Here is a 15,398-nt window from a genome sequence, read left to right on the forward strand (position 1 = left end):
CTTATCCTTGCCAACCACTGCGAGGTGGCGGTGCTTTTAGTTTAGGTGCTTTCTTGATGACCATGCGGTCAATGGATAGTGCGACATAGCGTAGAGCATCAGCGGCATGACTTGCCCAATCATGGACTGGTCTTGGCTTAAACTCTTGCATCTTGTCGTTGTATTCGCGTCGATAGTTACGGACGCACTCAATACCACGAGCACATCGCTTCTCATCAATCCATACGGTTTTTAGTAGTTGACGTGTCGCATCAATACCGTCATCGATACTGATATTAGTAACCGTCGTAAAGTTAATGCCCATCGTTTGCGCTGTCTCAAGCCGTGACTTACCGCTTGTGAACTCGCGAACTTTAATATCATGAGGTGCAAAGTGACCGCCATAATCGTAACCTTTCGACTTAATCAGCTTGATGTAGTGGTCAATACCTTCACCGTTTGCCTCATAGTAATCAACTAAGCGCGGCTCTTTACCATAGACCTGCACAAACCATATAACCGTACTGTCAGACACACCCAAATCCCATACGGTATAAACGGGCAATATGTCGTCAACTGGCACACTTGTTATGCGTCCATCTTTCTGTGCCTTGTGGAGCTCGTCTTTGTAGATAGCGCCATCAGCGACTAGCTTTGGCTGTCCATCGTAGATATTCACCCAAGCGTCGTAGTCATCGCGCTTCATGTTCTCAGCAAGCCGGACAATCTCAGGAGGGCAGTTTTTGTTATCGTTATAGTTAACACGGATCAGCGTCACATCATCACGTTTGCCGTCAAGCGTTGGCTGTATGTAATCATTCCATACCGCATCTGTGAGTAAGTAAGGGTTAAGGCTCATAATCACTTGACAGTCAGGCGTACGGATAACCGTTGGTATTAATATGTCTAGCGAGCGTTTAGAGACTGTCTGTGCTTCTTCAATCCATGTGCGGTTACAACCCTCAAATGATTTGATTGTGTCGGCTGTGTGCTCAAGTAAGCCGCTATACATAAACAGCGTACCGTTGACACCGCGTATCTCAGTTTCAAGCACATTGTAAAAGCGTCCTAAGTTCCATCGCTTGATACGGTCTTTGAATAACTGGTGCACTGATTGCTTGATTGACTTTTGCACTTCACGACAACACAAGTTACGGTTAACGTTCTTAATACCATCAATCAGCAAGTAGTCTGCAACCTCCCAAGACTTACCGCCACCACGACCACCATACAAGACACAAAAAAGCCGCTCACGTAAGTAAAGCGGCTGAAATAGTCTGGACTTGGTTTCGGTTAGCTGCATTAGTCAAATCCAATATTGATGTTAACGTTACCCTCAGTCTTAACCTCTGACTTATCTACAAACATTCCTAGATGTTTACCTAAGTGCGCCCATGCTGAAACTCTAGCGCCATGGCTAGAACCCTCGGTCATATCCTCAGCCTCGTTCAGCAAGCCTCTAAGCACCATTGCAGCGTCAACAATAGCTACATCAGCGGCTTTTGCCTTTAATTTATCAATCCTATGGGAAACCTCACTTTTATGTCGCAATCTACTTGCTTCATTATGGATCGTGTTTGGCTGCATGTTACTGGTGTCGTAATGCTTGCGATAAGCAGCTGATTGAGTTGCGCCGCTTGCTACTTCTTGAGCGAACAACTCTTCTTTGTCTGTCAGTACAACGCTGTCGAGCGTATTATTAGTCATCACACTCTCCAGCGTCCATGTATAAAAAAGCCCACGGTTAAGTGGTTAAAGTGGTTAATTAGCGGCTTTCGTAATCTTCAACATCTTCGTCATCGGAAACCATTGACTTAAAATAATCACGTACCAACTTACCGGCTTCTGGGTGCTCATCTTCTAGAATTTGAGATAAGTCGTCAGAGTGAGTCAAGCTATTTTCCTCTGACTGAGTTTTTTTAATATCATCAATAACTTGATTGGCATCATGGCACGATGTAGGGTTGCTTATTCCAATTAGTTCGTCTGTAACCTTGCCATATGCTTCAATGACAGCATTAATAGTTTCTGCTGGTAAATCGCTGTAATTACTCATTTTGAACTCCGTTAAATTTATATAGTCATCATACTTATCAGCATCGCTATCATATAGCCACGCATTGTCTTGGTCATCTGAGTAATCACACTCGTTATCAAGTATGACTCTCAATGACTCGCTTAGGTTTACGCTACACATGAGAAGAAATCCATTTCTTTAAGCTTCGTCTTGGCATCTTTATCACCGTACTTAGCGCGTTTCTCCATGAACTCATACCAATACTGCTTAGCGGTATCTTTCTTGCTCATCTTCCAGCGATTCAGTACCTCAGCATTAGATAAGTCACACATGAGCAATTCCCTTGCTAAATAATAGGCATAAAAAAGCCCCACTCGTTAAAGTAGGGCATTTAGTAGATAATGAATACGCCAATATTCTATATCATGAAGTTTGTACTATCGACTTCCACAAGTGGTAAGAAAATAGAATAACGTCCGTTCTTAGGGCTTATTGTAGGACTGCTTTACATAAAATGCGTAGCATAAACTGATATTAGTACATAGCTCGATGAGATGTCAAGACATTAATAACGCTTCAATGAATCCGGCGCCACGCTCCATGATCGCCTTAACTTTTACATCCGTTATCTTTTTACCTATTGATTTGGTCAACTCTCTCGCAATATGACTAAATGACTCATCGCCTCGAAAGTGATCTCTGAGCACTGGGTACATCAAATTACACATGAGTAAGTTATCATCTGCAAGCTCAAGCTCTAACATGACACCCATTGCTACGTCTAATCGTGCTGAGTAGCGTTTAAGCTTCGCCATAGCCCTTTCCACCTCCAACGCTTCTTCATCGCTTATATGCTCAAATGCTTCGTATCTAGCATAGCGCTTGTAATCACTATCACAGACTGGCGCACAGTTGATAAGTGCTTGTGCTGGGCTTGAGCAACCTTGACCGCTACCAGTGTTACGAGTCCAAGCGCCCCATGCTGCCAGCTTTACTTTTACATCACGGTCTATTACGTCGCTCATCGCTTAATCTCCAACAGTCCATTATCAAACCAATACTTCAATGTTTCGTTCTGCGCTCTCAAAATATCTTTGTACGTATCATCACTCTTGACTCGTCCGTCTATCGCGTCATGACAGCTACTACACGCAAAGCAGCCCATATAATCAGGTGGCTTCATGCCGACACCGCAAAACTGGTTATTTCTGATATGAGCCAATACCACAGTCTCAGAATTATGATTGCAACCCTCTAGCCTTAACGTACAATTCTGACCTCTTGCTGACTTGCGTAGCTTACTCATAAAAACCACCTATCCTTTGGCTGTGTCAGCACTGCGTTAAACTTCTCAGTTAGCAGCCTATGTGTCGCGTTTAGATACTCTTTCATCTGATCGTCAGTCATTCCCCTTGTTACTGGAAAATCCAACGGTGCCATCATGTACTCAACCTTTGACCAATAATCCATTGGCTTGATTAATCTGTCGTATGCTTCGCGGTATTCCTCGCTATCTCGTCTTAGCACTGGCACACCGCAATGCAGCTTGCAGATACCCCTGTATTCTTCGCGTGAGTGCTGCTTGTTCTGCTGTGCTACCTCTGTTAGCCATTTATGGTTCAGGCTGTTCTGTGGCGTTGATTTGTCCTTCTCAGCGCCTTCTTTGTCTGTAGCTGTGTAAGGCAATTCTTTTTGTGCTAAATAGCTCATGTGCTTTAGCCGCTGGTCGTCTGTCTTAACCACCCATGTTTTTTTAGTCATTTCAACACCAGCCATGCGATAAAACATATCGCTAATAAAAACATTACATCAGTCATCGCCCCTGCTCCTTAATCGCTCGCTCAATCAGCTTGTTTTCTTTCTCACTAGCACTTGCATCACTTGCAAATTGAAACGGCTTCACGACCCACTCATGGCCATTTAATATCACCTTCCCTGACAGTTCCCCGTCCTTGCAGCTCATCATTGTTATTTTTGGGTTATTCATTGGTTGCCTCGTATTTTTCAAAGTAAAAAACAACATCAATATCAGTCTCAACAACTAAACCGTATCGTTTGGCTTTTTGATAACTGGCGTAAATAGGGCTTTCGTTTAACGTTTTAATTCTGTCTTTGATAACTCTGCGCCAACTCTCCAGCGTCATACTTGATTTATCGTTATTGCACTTGACGCATGACGGCATCATGTTATCGATATGGTCATGCTCAGGTTTTCGCATATCACCGCTTTTTCTTTTCATCGTCCGTGATTTTTCGCACTTAAACCAAATCACCTCACGCTCTACTGGCTCTAAATGGTCGGCTTGCCATCGGTTGCTTAGCTCAATACCGCAATATGAGCAATGACCATCGTACTTTTTCTTTAGTTCTTCACGCTGCACTTTAGTTAGCTTCATCACTTAATCCCTTTTGGTTACCTTTTAACTCGTAAAGCTCAACGTCTATTCGACCACCCTTGATAATCTCGCCACGCTTAATGTTCAGCTCATCAATCAGCTCATCATCATCAATCACTCTTGCGTGTGTCAGCGCATCCCATAGCGCCTTTTGGTAATTATCAATATCAAACTTGCGCTTATCCCTGCCATGTATCGTTACTTGTGCTCTGATGCGTCCTGTGTGCGTCCTGATGCGTCCTAAACTTGCCACGTATGCAATGACCTCACTTCTAAACTTTCGAGCCTTAGCGGACAGATACTTGCCTTTTGGCTTTACCAGCCAATAACCGTTTACACTTGGCGGCATTGGTAGCTGTGCTTTGAAAAATGGCTCAGTCATATCAATCCTTAATAATCTGGTTAAAACTCTTGCGTGACATCGTTTCTTTGCTGCCGTCCGTGTAGGTAATCACAACAGTGTCGCTCTTGATCCACTCCGTACCCCGCACCGTCTTTTTGTTGTATATGTTTTTCATGCTTGCTCTCCTTAAATCTGACAAATTAAACAAAGTTGGTCTGGGTTATTCCGCTGTACGCCGCCTTTGCTTGTAAATACGTTCTTGCCAATCTCCTGCTCAACAACTCGAACCTTTGCTAGCTGCTCGGCGCCAAACTCATCAAGTCCAAAAGCTCGCTCTTTTGACCAATCGCCACCAGCCAAGCAAGGGAAACAACCAACACGGTCAAAGCCTTTTGCATATAGCGGATTCTCAGCACCATCTAAAAACTCAAACACTTCTCTTGCTGTCCAATCCATAATTGGCAATCTGAACCGAACCCCCATTTTTCCTAGATACTTCGGGTAATTGCTCGGTAAAATCTCATGCGGCTCGTACAATTCATCATCAATCTTGTCCTCGTATCGCTTGGCTCGTTCGTGGCTTTCACCGCTTCTCATGCCGTACCACACCTCAAACCCTTCTTCTTGATACTCGGCCAGCGTTTTGTAGAATTTCTTACTAACATTTATCTTTAATTGATCGGTACAGAATCTCGCTGTGCCTGATGGAAAGCGTTTGTACTTCCTGACAAGGCTCAGAACGTCACCATCACACCTTGTGATAATTTCTACGCCATACATACCTTTCATCTTTTCAACGTGCTCATACGTCAGCTCATGCTCATATTGCGTATCGCAAAATAGACCAATGACGTTTTCAGCACCAAAGTGTTTTACAGCTAACGCTAAACATACTTGGCTATCCTTGCCGCCTGATACTGGCACTACACACTTCACTAAGTTACTCATGCGCTCATTCTCCGTAATTCTGCTAACTTGGCCGTTATCTGCTTGTCCGTTTCGCTGCCTGCTTGTACTGGCTCAACATCAAAATTTAATCCAACCGCTTTCAACTGCTGTCTTTTTTCTCGCTCTTTGGTTGCCGGACAATTAACAATCATCAACCAATAGCGGTGCGGTTCATTGAACGGGTCTGGCCAATTATTTAAAGTGCTCATGCGTTTTCTCCGTATGGCGGTATCTCGTCCGTGTGATAGCTTGGCAGTAGGTTTGTAAAGCGTGAGTAATTACCTTCAAAGCCAAGTCTTACTGTGCCAACCTTGCCTTGTCTGTTTTTGGCAATGATGACCTCAGCCGTTCCTTTGTGATCTGAGTTTTCGTTGTAAACCTCATCGCGGTACAAGAACATAATTACATCGGCTGCCTGCTCAATCTCTCCCGACTCTCTTAAATCGCTCATGATAGGGCGTTTGTTTGGTCGGCTCTCTAAGCTACGGCTTAACTGTGAAAGCAGCAGCACGGGGCAATTAAACTCCTTTCCGAACGCTTTTAGGTTGCGTGTCGCCTCGCCCAATGCGCCAATCCTATCTTTACCGTCTAAGCCGCCCATGATTTGCAGATAATCGACCATAATCACGCCAATTTCACCGTGGCGGTTACGTACTCTGTTTAGCTCGGTTCTCATTTCGTGATAAGTGAGCTTCGTGCGTGAATCAATCACCATTGGATAATCCTTGCCATCGTCTTGGCCGTATTCAGCAGACGTTTTCATGAGATTTGCCCAGTCATCAGTTTTAAGACCCATACCGCTACGGATGGTATGAAGCTCTACACCTGACATTGAAGACATGAAACGCTGTGTTACTGAATCATCAGTCATTTCTAGACTGAAAAACACACCAGCGCGTCGCTTATATACCCCTTGAGCATCGGTATAAAAATCGTACTTAACCATGTTTTGAACGATTGATTGTGCAAACGTGGTCTTACCCATAGATGGTCTACCGCCGACCACAACCAAATCGCCATTTTGGATAGGTGAATGAGCATCTAACTCCTCAAAACCTGTTGGTCTAAATGGCATAACCTTGCCTTTGCTTGCATCACTAAGATCATCAAAGAACTTTTGCATCATTGATCCAACGGTTCTAGCGCCACCGCCTTTGCTGCCTGAGTCGATAACACCGCTTAAGCCTTCAATAATTCCGTTTACTTTCTCATCCAGTCTCACGTCTTGCTGCTTCAATCGCTCACGAGCTTCAACCAGTAATTTATCCGCTGCTCTCAGTCTTGAGTAATTACACACCGTGTCCGCATAAGCTGATAAGTTGAACAAGGTCGCTGGGCTTTCGCTCAATATCTCGGCCACATAACTGTCAGTGACATCTTTGCTGTGCCCGTTAGCTTCTAGCCAGTCATGAACCATTACGTTGTCGTAAGGCAGTCCTTGCTTCGATAATTCCTTAACCGCTGTGAATAACACTTGGTTCTTAGCCGCTACAAAGTCATCGCTGTCAATCTTACTTACAACGTGGTCAAGCGAGTTATCGATACTCATTAGCGAGGCGATCACCGCCTTCTCAATGTCTATGCTGTAGAAACTCATAACGCTACTCCTGCGGCTCTAGCCTTTTCCATTTCAATGTTGTTTTGTTCAATCTGTTGCTGACGAGTTAGGCGTGGTGTATTACTGCCAAATGAATCACTGCGAGTATCGTGAGGTCTGCTAGCTGTATCCCCACTTGCATTCATGTTCTTGTTGTGACCTTCACGCTCTCGTTGTAACCAATCTCTTAACTTCGCCTGACACTTACCGTCGCTTTTCAATGGGTGACCATCTTTTGCTCTGTCTTCAAAATGAGCCTTGAAGTCATCTACATATAATTGATACTGTCCGTCAGTCATCTGCATTGGCGTACCAGCCATAAATAATTTAGCTTCCATCGTTTCTCTAGTAGGTGGTTGCCAATTAACTATGAACTCAGCATTACTATCTTTTACTTTTTCAGCGTTGTCGTTGCTGTTGTTTTTCTCCCCCGCTTCAATGGCAGGTTCAATGATAGGTTCAATGATAGGTTCGGGTGACTCTCTGTCACTAGGTAGTGACTCTGTGTCACCACTTACGGTCACATTGTCACTAGGGTGGTGACTCTCTGTCACTAGTGACATTTTTACACCCCTGCTTATAGTGAGCTGATAACGGTTGCTAAAATTCTTCTTATTGGCCTTATCGTAGGTCTTGGTTATGTTTAGATAACCATCTTCTTCTAGCGACTTAATATGCCTAATAACTGTTCTTCGGCTAACCTGACAAGCCTCTGCAATAGTTTGATATGAAGGCCAGCACAAGCCATCGTCGTTTGCTTGGTCGGCTAATTTGATAAGCACCATCTTCTTAGCGAGGCTGCCAACATTAAGCTTCATTGTTTGCGCCATTAAAGTGAAACTCATTGTTCGCCTCCTAATTGTTTCTGTTGTTCTTGAAAGTCTTTGGATCTCATGTCATACTCCAGTTTCTAAGTTTGTTTGTTAAACGCTCTCAGTTCGCGCTGACGAGCGTTTTTTATTACCTGCTGCAAATCCAGCCCTGTACTGCATTCAAGTGGTTGTACTTAACTGAATAGCCAAAACGAACCAAAACACCTCTAAGCACTTCTTTGTTGAGTATGTGATTGACTCTATCTTTTGGTAAAAACCCTTCATCGTTCGTGCCTTCGATAACTGCCCTTTCTGCCTTGATACGTGCGCCTGATTTAACTGTTCTACCGACCATTGCTCTTACTCCATTTCTTTGTTTGTTTAATTACGATCTGCTTCGACTTCTTGCTGTAATTGCTGCTGTTGCAAAATAAGCCCGTGTTGTCCATGGCTGTGAGCTGCTTGATGCCAAACTCTTTGTTAAATTGCTCGATAACTGATTGACTAGTTGCCATGACGACCTCACGCGAAATGGATTAATGTGTAGATAACCAATGCTGCACATGCGATTAACAAGACAACGTGCTTGATGATTTGCCAAAACTGGGCGTTGATATCACGTTTGCGCTGCTTCTCTTTTTCGATGGTGTCCATGTTTTTAGCCTTAATTTGCATTTGCTCATCTTGTGAGTCATGAACTAGAGATAGATGTGCTGCGTAATCACTTTTCATCGTTACTTCCTTTCTGTCCTTGCTTAATCTCTACGTGTTCAAATTCACGCTCCCATGCTTGTTCGTCTTGTGTATTCACTTTTAGCCCCTTTTCGGTCACCGAAAATCATCTACTTGATGACCTTGATTGAATTACTGTTATGAATACGCTTTCGCATATCCTCTTTTGTGTTTCTGACAAGCTGATTTGCTGCATGGGCGGTAAATTCTTCTATCGTCATTCCAAGTTGGTTTGCTGCCCACTCTAAATCTTCTAATTCATCTTCCTTGAAAGACGTTGGTATATCAGGCATAAGCCTCTCCTTTCGGTTACCTAAAAACGTCTAAACTGCGTCTTCCATATCAGTCAGACTTCGTTCAAACTCCTGTTTAAGTTCTTCGATTAGTCTTAACGTAGCTTTGCGTACCAATGTGCTTTTTTGCATACCAGTAAGCCCAGCTATGTGAGTGATAGCCTCAATCTCATGGTCGTTAAAACGAGCATTGACGCGATGGTCTTTAATGAATTTAGGGTCGTCGTACATGGATTAAGCCTCCTCTAATTGTTCTGCTTCGCGCTTGTCGATGATTTCTTTAATCTGATACTCGCGAAGTTCTGGGATTTTCTTATCGCTCCATTGCGATATAGCGTTATGTGAAATATTTAGTAATCGCCCAAGTTCAACGACTGAACCATTGGCTACCTTTAAAGCCTCATTCTTAGTCATTTTGGTTACCTCGTTATTTAATAAAGTAAGTTAAGTTACCCATTAAAACACAGAAAACTTACCTTATCAAGTGGTAAGATAACTTACCTGTGTTAAAGGAGGATTTATGAGCACTCTAGGTCAAAGGCTGTATAGGCTTCGCAAGAATAAAAAACTTGCTCGTGATGCGCTTGGCAGCAAAATAGGCGTATCAAAAACATCAGTTAAAAACTGGGAGGATGATGAAAACCCGCCAAAACTAGAGCATCTGCAAGCAATGGCTGATTTCTTTGGTTGTAGTGTTGAATACTTAACCGATGGTATTGGCGACGGAGATAACTTCCAAGTTGCAAAAAGAAAGCCTGTTAAGTATGCGCCTGTATTGAATTACGCACAGGCAGGTGAGTTCTGTGAGTACCATGATGATGCAATAGTGGATGAATTTGAGCCAGTATCAGCAGAATATAGCGACCGTGTTTATTGGGTTGTTATAGATGGCAGCAGTATGGAGCCTGATTTTTACGCTAAGGACATGGCGCTGATAGATCCTGACATCCAACCCAACCCGTCTGATTTTGTATTGGCATTGAAAGAGGGAGAGAAAAAGGCGACATTTAAAAAGTATCGCCCTAAAGGTTTTGATGAAGAAACAAAGGAGGAGTTTGTTCATCTGGTGCCATCCAACCCCGACTATCCTATTTTAGACAGCCGATTTGTAAGGTTTTCGATATGCGGTGTGGCTGTTGAACACAGAAAGAAGTTGAGGTGATTATGAAGCCTTATGAGTATTACTGGATATGCCACTTCTTGAAACACGCTAAGCCCGTAGGTACTTTGCCGATTGGCTGGTGCGTTTATCGTGAGCCTATAGAGCTTTACGATTAATTAAAAAATAATTTAGTGCTACAAGCCCCGTCGTTGATGGGGTTTTTTATTGCCTATCGAAAATAAGGTAACTTTTCTTACTTTCTTTATTGACTCACTAGGTAAGTTAAGTTACTATTACTACATCGCAACGAACAACGCAGACGATGCAAGCGATAGCAAAACACTTTTTAAAAACTTGATGAAAAGTTAATTAATTATTAGCGATTGGCAACAGTCGTTAATGCTGAATTAACCAACGGTCTATGACCACAACCGAGGATAGAGGTATGAGTGACAACAATACAGACAAAAAAATGAGCTTACGTGAGCATTACGCAGGTTTAGCGATGCAAGGAATGCTGGCTAATTTCGCTGGAGAAGTGAGAAATGCTGACTTCTTATGCAAAGAGGCGGTTGAGTATGCTGATTTACTGATTGCTGAATTGAGCAAACAAGCGAATAGCTAGTAAGTTATAGCCGTTTTAATCGACGGCTATTGCGTACTAACTAAGAGGATAAGGGTATGCAAAAAATTGAATATCACGCTGCGCTGGTAAGGAAGTTTAACAGGCTGAAAGCTAAATACTCAGCGATTCTGCGTCAGATAGATGGTTTATCAGGAAACGTAAGCGACGATTTGCAAGCTGAACGAATAGCTGTTTGGAATGAAATGGTTAGAGTTAAAGACAAGGCAGATGAAATCAACACACGAGCCAAATAACAGACAACAAAAAGCCCTCGCCGAGTGGAATCAATGAGGGCTTTTACTTACTAATAAGCGAGGACAGTATGACAGACATTATCAGATTAGACAATGACGCTGACCATGAAATCAGCGATTGCGGCACAAGCGGTACGGTTTACATCGCGATGCCAAACGATGTATCAATCGAAGTTTACTTCGAGACTGACGATAGACAAAACATCAATCTACTGAGCGTAGGTGATTGCTACAAAGAGATAAACGGTATCAGTGAAGACTACGCTTACACGCTGCAATTCGAGCATGAGCAGCCGTTTAAAGCGGTCATCAAGCAGTTTCTATATGACCACCCTATTGATGACAGCGAGCCGCAAGATTACGACACAGCCGCCTCACTAGGTTTTTCACACTCAGACTGGCTATACGCATAAGGAGCATGACCATGTTAGAACAAAAAACGATATATGGCGTATGTGACGTGACTTTCTTTTGGTCATATCACGAAACGCAAGCTGGCAGCCCTTATTGCATCATCGAGAAAATAGAAGTGGGTCACTGCAACATGGTTGAGATACCGATTACCGACGATGACAAAGCGTATTGGGCTAAACAAGGTGTGGCTGCTTGTGGCTTTGACTGCTACTGGTCAGAGAGTGAGGCTGAGGCGTATGACCGCATTAGCCTAGAGTGTTACACAGAGTGCCCTGACTGCGGTGTTGTTGGGTGTGTTGATGAACATAGCGAGGTGGCGTAATGGAACAAGACCCCAACTTTACGTATCAGCAATGGCTTGATAAATACTTCGCCGAACCGAAGCAGGTCACTGTTTTTTATAAGAAAAATGGCGACGGGTTTATCACTGAGAAACAAGCCAAAGCCTACTATCAAAGAGCGTTTTGCAGTCATGGCGGCTATGTAGAAATCAATGAGGTGTCGAAATGAAACAGCTAACGCAAGCGGATTTGATAAAAGCACCTAAACGAATCAATAGTGCTGCTATAGATGAAAATGGCGATGCGTGGGGTTATTCAGCATATAAGCAGGACTTAAAGCACAACCATAAACGGTGGAGCGATGACACACTAAACTGTGATTTTTGGTTTATTGGCGAAGGCTTTGACACAACCGACTGGCAAAACAGCGCAATCGATAGGGAGTCTGCAAAATGATTAAATTTATAGCAGCAAATCTAGTCATTTGGGGTGGTATCGCTTTCGCGGTGCTGCCTGACGCATGGGCGATAGATGACGCGAATAATCAAGCAATCGTTGACAGTCACAAGGTCGAGATAAGCGAAGGTAAAGCTTACACGGTGGTCGAGATTGACGGTGAGTATCTAACGTCTAACGAGTGGCAGCCGACTACTGAGAGTGGCTACACGGACGAGTATAGAGCGTCTGACGAATACAAAACGGTTAAGGCTGCGAATGAGAGTTTAAAGCGGATTAAAGGAGGCTGACATGGCTAAGCACTCAGTATCGTTGTCGAAAAGGCAGCGAGACTTTAACCAACTGGAAGCCTTTAGTTTAGACATCAAATCTTTCAATGATTTGTACCACATAAGGCTGACAGCGCCAACCGGTCACGAAATCAATTACTACCCCACTAGCGAGAAATGGCAACGAATGAACCGCTGGTACAAAGGATTTGGCGAATTAATCGAATATCTTAACGAGATTTCATAAGGAATAAGACGATGAACGAATTAATGACAGAAAATCAAAAAGCGTGGCTCGAAGCGCGTGGACTGAATGAAACGACTTGGCATGTACTTACCAACTCTATTTTTGTAGGCGCTCAACCTCAGTCAATCATGATGGCTGTTGAGTATTGCAAAGCGCGTGGCTTGGATATTATGAAGAAGCCCTGCCATATCGTGCCTATGTGGGTCAAAGACGCTAAAACAAACAAAGGCGGTATGCGTGACATTATCATGCCGTCAATCACTGAGCAGCGCATTACAGCAGCTCGCACTGGTGAGTACGCAGGGCAAGATGCAGCAGTGTTTGGTGAAATGGTAACTATAAAGTTTGGCAATAGCGAGCACGTTGTCCCTGACTTTTGCACTATCACAGTGTATCGAATCGTCCAAGGGCAAAAAGTACCGTTCACTCACACTGAGTATTTTGAGGAAGCCTGCGCCACTACCAAAGATGGCAATCTCAATACGATGTGGACTAAGCGCAAGCGCGGTCAATTAGCTAAATGTGCCGAAGCTGGCGCACTGCGAAAAGCGTTTCCTGAAGAAATTGGCAATGAATACACTGTTGAGGAAATGCAAGGTAAGACCATTAATATCAACGGCATTGAAGATGTAGAAGTTAGCGAGCCACAAAAAATAGAAATGGATATAACCAATGATGACGATTTATACAAAACCGTAAAAGCGTCTATTGAGAATGGCAGCTTAGAAAAGAAGCACGTATTGAGTGGCGATGCAGGTTATATCATCAGCGAAAACCAACGTGAGGAGCTACTAGCATCATGACTTTTAAATGCAGAGCTAGCGCGTTAGGTGGACTGATGACGCGCTTACAGAACAAGACCACGCTTGGCAAAACATCAAAAAAAGTGGTGCTCAATGCTGTTTTGCTCGATGTGTTTAATTATCGTCGTGAGATTGACGCAAAGATGATTAACAAGGGCTTGGCGCTAGAAGATGACGCAATCAAAGCTGTCAGTTTACTAAAGGCGGTCAAGTTATCAAAAAACACTGAGCGCAAAAGTAATGACTGGTTTAGCGGTGAGTGCGACTTACTTACCGACGATAGCATACGAGATACCAAGTGCTCATGGTCAATTGATAGCTTCCCTTGGACACATGAGGACGCTGTGCAAAAGGTCAAAGACGGTGGTTATGATTGGCAAGGACAAGTCTATATGGAGCTATGGGGTAAGAAGGTGCATTACGTGGACTTTGTGCTGCTACCCACCCCTCACAGCATGATTGGCTATAACGACGATGAGTATGAGCACGTTGATTTGGTCAATGAGATACCGCTACAAAAGCGCATTAGGTCAGTCAAGATTGAGTATGACGAGTCACTTATTGAGCAAGCAAAAGAGCGAGTCGAAATGTCGCGTGACTATTACAACGAATTATTTAAACAACTATCGAATTAAGAGGCAAGACTATGCGCGGAGTTAATAAAGTAATACTGATCGGTACATTGGGCGCTGACCCAGAAGTTAAGCAATTCAGCAATGGTGGCAGTATTGCCAATATATCGTTAGCAACGTCTGAGCAATGGACAGACAAACAAAGCGGTGAGAAAAAAGAGGCAACTGAATGGCATAGAGTGTCGCTAGCTAATCGACTTGGTGAAATTGCAGCTCAGTACCTACGCAAAGGCTCAAAAGTTTACATCGAGGGCAAGCTAAGCACTCGAAAGTATCAAGCACAAGATGGTACTGACCGTTATGCAACAGAGGTCAAGGCGTTTTCAATGCAGATGCTGGACAGTGCCAACGGCGGTCAGCAGAACCAACAACAAAACAACCAAGGCTATCAGCAGCCGTCTAACAATCAGCAAGCGCCTAACAACTACGCACAGCAGCAAGCGAATAAAGCGCAAGGTATGCAAGGTCAAGTTAATCAGCAGTTTGCACAGCAGAACCAAGCGCCTGCTATGAATAGGCTGTACAACGCAAACGGTGAAGAAGTTGACGAAAACGGCAAAGTAATTGGGTCGGACATTCCATTCTAAGGAGCTAATCATGATTAATTGTAAATACTGCAAAACCGATAAGCCGATAGATGATTTTTACCAGTCATCTATTCGCAAGTACGGCAAATCAGGTAATTGCAAAGAGTGCATACGCGCTAGAGTGAGAGCCAACCGAGCCGACAAAATCGACTATTACCGTGAGTTTGACCGTAACAGGGCTAACCTACCGCATCGTGTGGGTGCTCGCAAGGAGTATGCACAGACCGAGCAAGGTAAGGAGCGCCACGCAGCTGGCATAAGAGCATGGCGCAGTAGAAACCCTGCTATATATCAGGCTCACAACATGGTCAATAACGCTGTCCGTGATGGCAAGATAATCAAGCCTAGCCAATGCGAGTCATGCAGCGATGAGACATCTCTACACGGTCATCATTGCGACTACAACAAACCGATGGACGTTATGTGGCTTTGTGATCCATGCCACAAACAATGGCACAGAGAAAACGAACCAGTTTATTGCAGCGAATTGAAAGCGTCATAACCAGTTACACCCTGCATCGGGGCTAATAGGTGCTGCGTATAGCTAGAAGGTGGCAAACAACCGCTAGCAGCAATGATTGACAATTCCTCACGTGTGAAAGCATGTGCGT

The 15,398-nt window shown here is 43.8% G+C and carries 31 protein-coding genes; 13 read left to right on the forward strand and 18 right to left on the reverse strand.

Features of this window, described 5'->3' with window-relative positions:
- Window position 1 precedes the first annotated feature (1 nt).
- The 18 genes from J5X94_RS02700 to J5X94_RS02785 all read right to left on the reverse strand — a co-directional run bounded on the left by J5X94_RS02700 (window position 2) and on the right by J5X94_RS02785 (window position 9,531).
- Window positions 2-1,282: a PBSX family phage terminase large subunit gene (locus tag J5X94_RS02700; protein ID WP_210539849.1), complete on the reverse strand. Its 1,281-nt coding sequence runs from the start codon at window positions 1,280-1,282 to the stop codon at window positions 2-4.
- Complete coding sequence (locus tag J5X94_RS02705; protein ID WP_323128893.1) at window positions 1,282-1,686, reverse strand: terminase small subunit; 405 nt, start codon at window positions 1,684-1,686, stop codon at window positions 1,282-1,284. The genes J5X94_RS02700 and J5X94_RS02705 overlap by 1 nt, the downstream gene beginning before the upstream one ends.
- Window positions 1,687-1,744: 58 nt before the next feature.
- Window positions 1,745-2,176 (reverse strand): hypothetical protein, encoded by a 432-nt coding sequence (locus J5X94_RS02710; protein ID WP_210539852.1) that lies wholly within the window; start codon window positions 2,174-2,176, stop codon window positions 1,745-1,747.
- Window positions 2,164-2,328, reverse strand: coding sequence for a hypothetical protein (locus J5X94_RS02715; RefSeq protein ID WP_210539854.1), 165 nt, complete (start codon window positions 2,326-2,328; stop codon window positions 2,164-2,166). Before J5X94_RS02715 ends, J5X94_RS02710 begins: the two co-directional genes overlap by 13 nt.
- 225 nt (window positions 2,329-2,553) lie before the next feature.
- Window positions 2,554-3,021, reverse strand: a complete 468-nt coding sequence (locus tag J5X94_RS02720) for a hypothetical protein (RefSeq protein WP_210539856.1) — start codon at window positions 3,019-3,021, stop codon at window positions 2,554-2,556.
- The gene (locus J5X94_RS02725) at window positions 3,018-3,302 is read right to left on the reverse strand and encodes a nuclease domain-containing protein (protein WP_210539857.1); all 285 of its coding nucleotides are present in this window, start codon (window positions 3,300-3,302) and stop codon (window positions 3,018-3,020) included. Before J5X94_RS02725 ends, J5X94_RS02720 begins: the two co-directional genes overlap by 4 nt.
- Window positions 3,299-3,757 carry a hypothetical protein gene (locus tag J5X94_RS02730; protein WP_210539859.1) on the reverse strand — a complete coding sequence of 153 codons (459 nt, stop codon included), beginning with the start codon at window positions 3,755-3,757 and terminating at the stop codon, window positions 3,299-3,301. Before J5X94_RS02730 ends, J5X94_RS02725 begins: the two co-directional genes overlap by 4 nt.
- A 218-nt stretch (window positions 3,758-3,975) precedes the next feature.
- Window positions 3,976-4,392, reverse strand: a complete 417-nt coding sequence (locus J5X94_RS02735; RefSeq protein WP_210539861.1) for an HNH endonuclease — start codon at window positions 4,390-4,392, stop codon at window positions 3,976-3,978.
- Window positions 4,379-4,774 (reverse strand): RusA family crossover junction endodeoxyribonuclease, encoded by a 396-nt coding sequence (locus J5X94_RS02740; protein WP_210539863.1) that lies wholly within the window; start codon window positions 4,772-4,774, stop codon window positions 4,379-4,381. Before J5X94_RS02740 ends, J5X94_RS02735 begins: the two co-directional genes overlap by 14 nt.
- A 147-nt stretch (window positions 4,775-4,921) precedes the next feature.
- On the reverse strand, window positions 4,922-5,671 hold the full coding sequence (locus J5X94_RS02745; RefSeq protein WP_323128890.1) for a phosphoadenosine phosphosulfate reductase family protein: 750 nt from the start codon (window positions 5,669-5,671) through the stop codon (window positions 4,922-4,924).
- Window positions 5,672-5,679: 8 nt separating this feature from the next.
- Window positions 5,680-5,892 (reverse strand): hypothetical protein, encoded by a 213-nt coding sequence (locus tag J5X94_RS02750; RefSeq protein ID WP_210539866.1) that lies wholly within the window; start codon window positions 5,890-5,892, stop codon window positions 5,680-5,682.
- Window positions 5,889-7,280, reverse strand: coding sequence for a replicative DNA helicase (locus J5X94_RS02755; protein WP_210539868.1), 1,392 nt, complete (start codon window positions 7,278-7,280; stop codon window positions 5,889-5,891). Before J5X94_RS02755 ends, J5X94_RS02750 begins: the two co-directional genes overlap by 4 nt.
- The gene (locus J5X94_RS02760) at window positions 7,277-8,125 is read right to left on the reverse strand and encodes a helix-turn-helix domain-containing protein (RefSeq protein ID WP_210539870.1); all 849 of its coding nucleotides are present in this window, start codon (window positions 8,123-8,125) and stop codon (window positions 7,277-7,279) included. Before J5X94_RS02760 ends, J5X94_RS02755 begins: the two co-directional genes overlap by 4 nt.
- Window positions 8,126-8,240: 115 nt before the next feature.
- A complete protein-coding gene (locus J5X94_RS02765; RefSeq protein WP_016071870.1) occupies window positions 8,241-8,447 on the reverse strand; it encodes a hypothetical protein in 207 nt (68 codons plus the stop codon).
- A 167-nt stretch (window positions 8,448-8,614) separates the two neighbouring features.
- On the reverse strand, window positions 8,615-8,824 hold the full coding sequence (locus J5X94_RS02770) for a hypothetical protein (RefSeq protein WP_210539872.1): 210 nt from the start codon (window positions 8,822-8,824) through the stop codon (window positions 8,615-8,617).
- 110 nt (window positions 8,825-8,934) lie between these two features.
- Window positions 8,935-9,117 carry a hypothetical protein gene (locus J5X94_RS02775; protein WP_210539874.1) on the reverse strand — a complete coding sequence of 61 codons (183 nt, stop codon included), beginning with the start codon at window positions 9,115-9,117 and terminating at the stop codon, window positions 8,935-8,937.
- A gap of 30 nt (window positions 9,118-9,147) precedes the next feature.
- Window positions 9,148-9,348 carry a hypothetical protein gene (locus tag J5X94_RS02780; RefSeq protein ID WP_210539876.1) on the reverse strand — a complete coding sequence of 67 codons (201 nt, stop codon included), beginning with the start codon at window positions 9,346-9,348 and terminating at the stop codon, window positions 9,148-9,150.
- A gap of 3 nt (window positions 9,349-9,351) precedes the next feature.
- A complete protein-coding gene (locus tag J5X94_RS02785) occupies window positions 9,352-9,531 on the reverse strand; it encodes a Cro/CI family transcriptional regulator (RefSeq protein ID WP_210539878.1) in 180 nt (59 codons plus the stop codon).
- A 106-nt stretch (window positions 9,532-9,637) separates the two neighbouring features.
- Here J5X94_RS02785 and J5X94_RS02790 point away from each other — a divergent pair, with 106 nt between their 5' ends.
- From J5X94_RS02790 to J5X94_RS02850, 13 genes are all read left to right on the forward strand, one after another.
- Window positions 9,638-10,279 (forward strand): LexA family protein, encoded by a 642-nt coding sequence (locus tag J5X94_RS02790; RefSeq protein WP_210539880.1) that lies wholly within the window; start codon window positions 9,638-9,640, stop codon window positions 10,277-10,279.
- A gap of 385 nt (window positions 10,280-10,664) precedes the next feature.
- Window positions 10,665-10,844 (forward strand): hypothetical protein, encoded by a 180-nt coding sequence (locus J5X94_RS02795; RefSeq protein ID WP_210539881.1) that lies wholly within the window; start codon window positions 10,665-10,667, stop codon window positions 10,842-10,844.
- Window positions 10,845-10,900: 56 nt separating this feature from the next.
- Window positions 10,901-11,098, forward strand: coding sequence for a hypothetical protein (locus J5X94_RS02800; protein WP_210539883.1), 198 nt, complete (start codon window positions 10,901-10,903; stop codon window positions 11,096-11,098).
- A 68-nt stretch (window positions 11,099-11,166) separates the two neighbouring features.
- Window positions 11,167-11,511: a hypothetical protein gene (locus J5X94_RS02805; RefSeq protein WP_210539885.1), complete on the forward strand. Its 345-nt coding sequence runs from the start codon at window positions 11,167-11,169 to the stop codon at window positions 11,509-11,511.
- A gap of 11 nt (window positions 11,512-11,522) precedes the next feature.
- On the forward strand, window positions 11,523-11,834 hold the full coding sequence (locus J5X94_RS02810; RefSeq protein WP_210539887.1) for a hypothetical protein: 312 nt from the start codon (window positions 11,523-11,525) through the stop codon (window positions 11,832-11,834).
- On the forward strand, window positions 11,834-12,022 hold the full coding sequence (locus J5X94_RS02815) for a hypothetical protein (protein ID WP_210539890.1): 189 nt from the start codon (window positions 11,834-11,836) through the stop codon (window positions 12,020-12,022). Before J5X94_RS02810 ends, J5X94_RS02815 begins: the two co-directional genes overlap by 1 nt.
- Window positions 12,019-12,249, forward strand: a complete 231-nt coding sequence (locus J5X94_RS02820) for a hypothetical protein (protein WP_210539891.1) — start codon at window positions 12,019-12,021, stop codon at window positions 12,247-12,249. Before J5X94_RS02815 ends, J5X94_RS02820 begins: the two co-directional genes overlap by 4 nt.
- Window positions 12,246-12,539: a hypothetical protein gene (locus J5X94_RS02825; RefSeq protein ID WP_210539894.1), complete on the forward strand. Its 294-nt coding sequence runs from the start codon at window positions 12,246-12,248 to the stop codon at window positions 12,537-12,539. Before J5X94_RS02820 ends, J5X94_RS02825 begins: the two co-directional genes overlap by 4 nt.
- Before the next feature lies 1 nt (window position 12,540).
- Window positions 12,541-12,765: a hypothetical protein gene (locus tag J5X94_RS02830; RefSeq protein ID WP_210539895.1), complete on the forward strand. Its 225-nt coding sequence runs from the start codon at window positions 12,541-12,543 to the stop codon at window positions 12,763-12,765.
- Window positions 12,766-12,776: 11 nt separating this feature from the next.
- Entirely contained in the window at window positions 12,777-13,568 is a 792-nt protein-coding gene (bet, locus tag J5X94_RS02835; RefSeq protein WP_210539897.1) for a phage recombination protein Bet, read from the forward strand.
- A complete protein-coding gene (locus J5X94_RS02840; RefSeq protein WP_210539900.1) occupies window positions 13,565-14,203 on the forward strand; it encodes a hypothetical protein in 639 nt (212 codons plus the stop codon). Before bet ends, J5X94_RS02840 begins: the two co-directional genes overlap by 4 nt.
- Before the next feature lie 11 nt (window positions 14,204-14,214).
- Window positions 14,215-14,787, forward strand: coding sequence for a single-stranded DNA-binding protein (gene ssb, locus J5X94_RS02845; protein ID WP_210539901.1), 573 nt, complete (start codon window positions 14,215-14,217; stop codon window positions 14,785-14,787).
- A 10-nt stretch (window positions 14,788-14,797) separates the two neighbouring features.
- A complete protein-coding gene (locus tag J5X94_RS02850; RefSeq protein ID WP_210539904.1) occupies window positions 14,798-15,289 on the forward strand; it encodes a hypothetical protein in 492 nt (163 codons plus the stop codon).
- Window positions 15,290-15,398 lie beyond the last annotated feature (109 nt).

It is taken from the genome of Psychrobacter sp. K31L (genome assembly GCF_017942195.1).
GTDB lineage: Bacteria > Pseudomonadota > Gammaproteobacteria > Pseudomonadales > Moraxellaceae > Psychrobacter > Psychrobacter glaciei.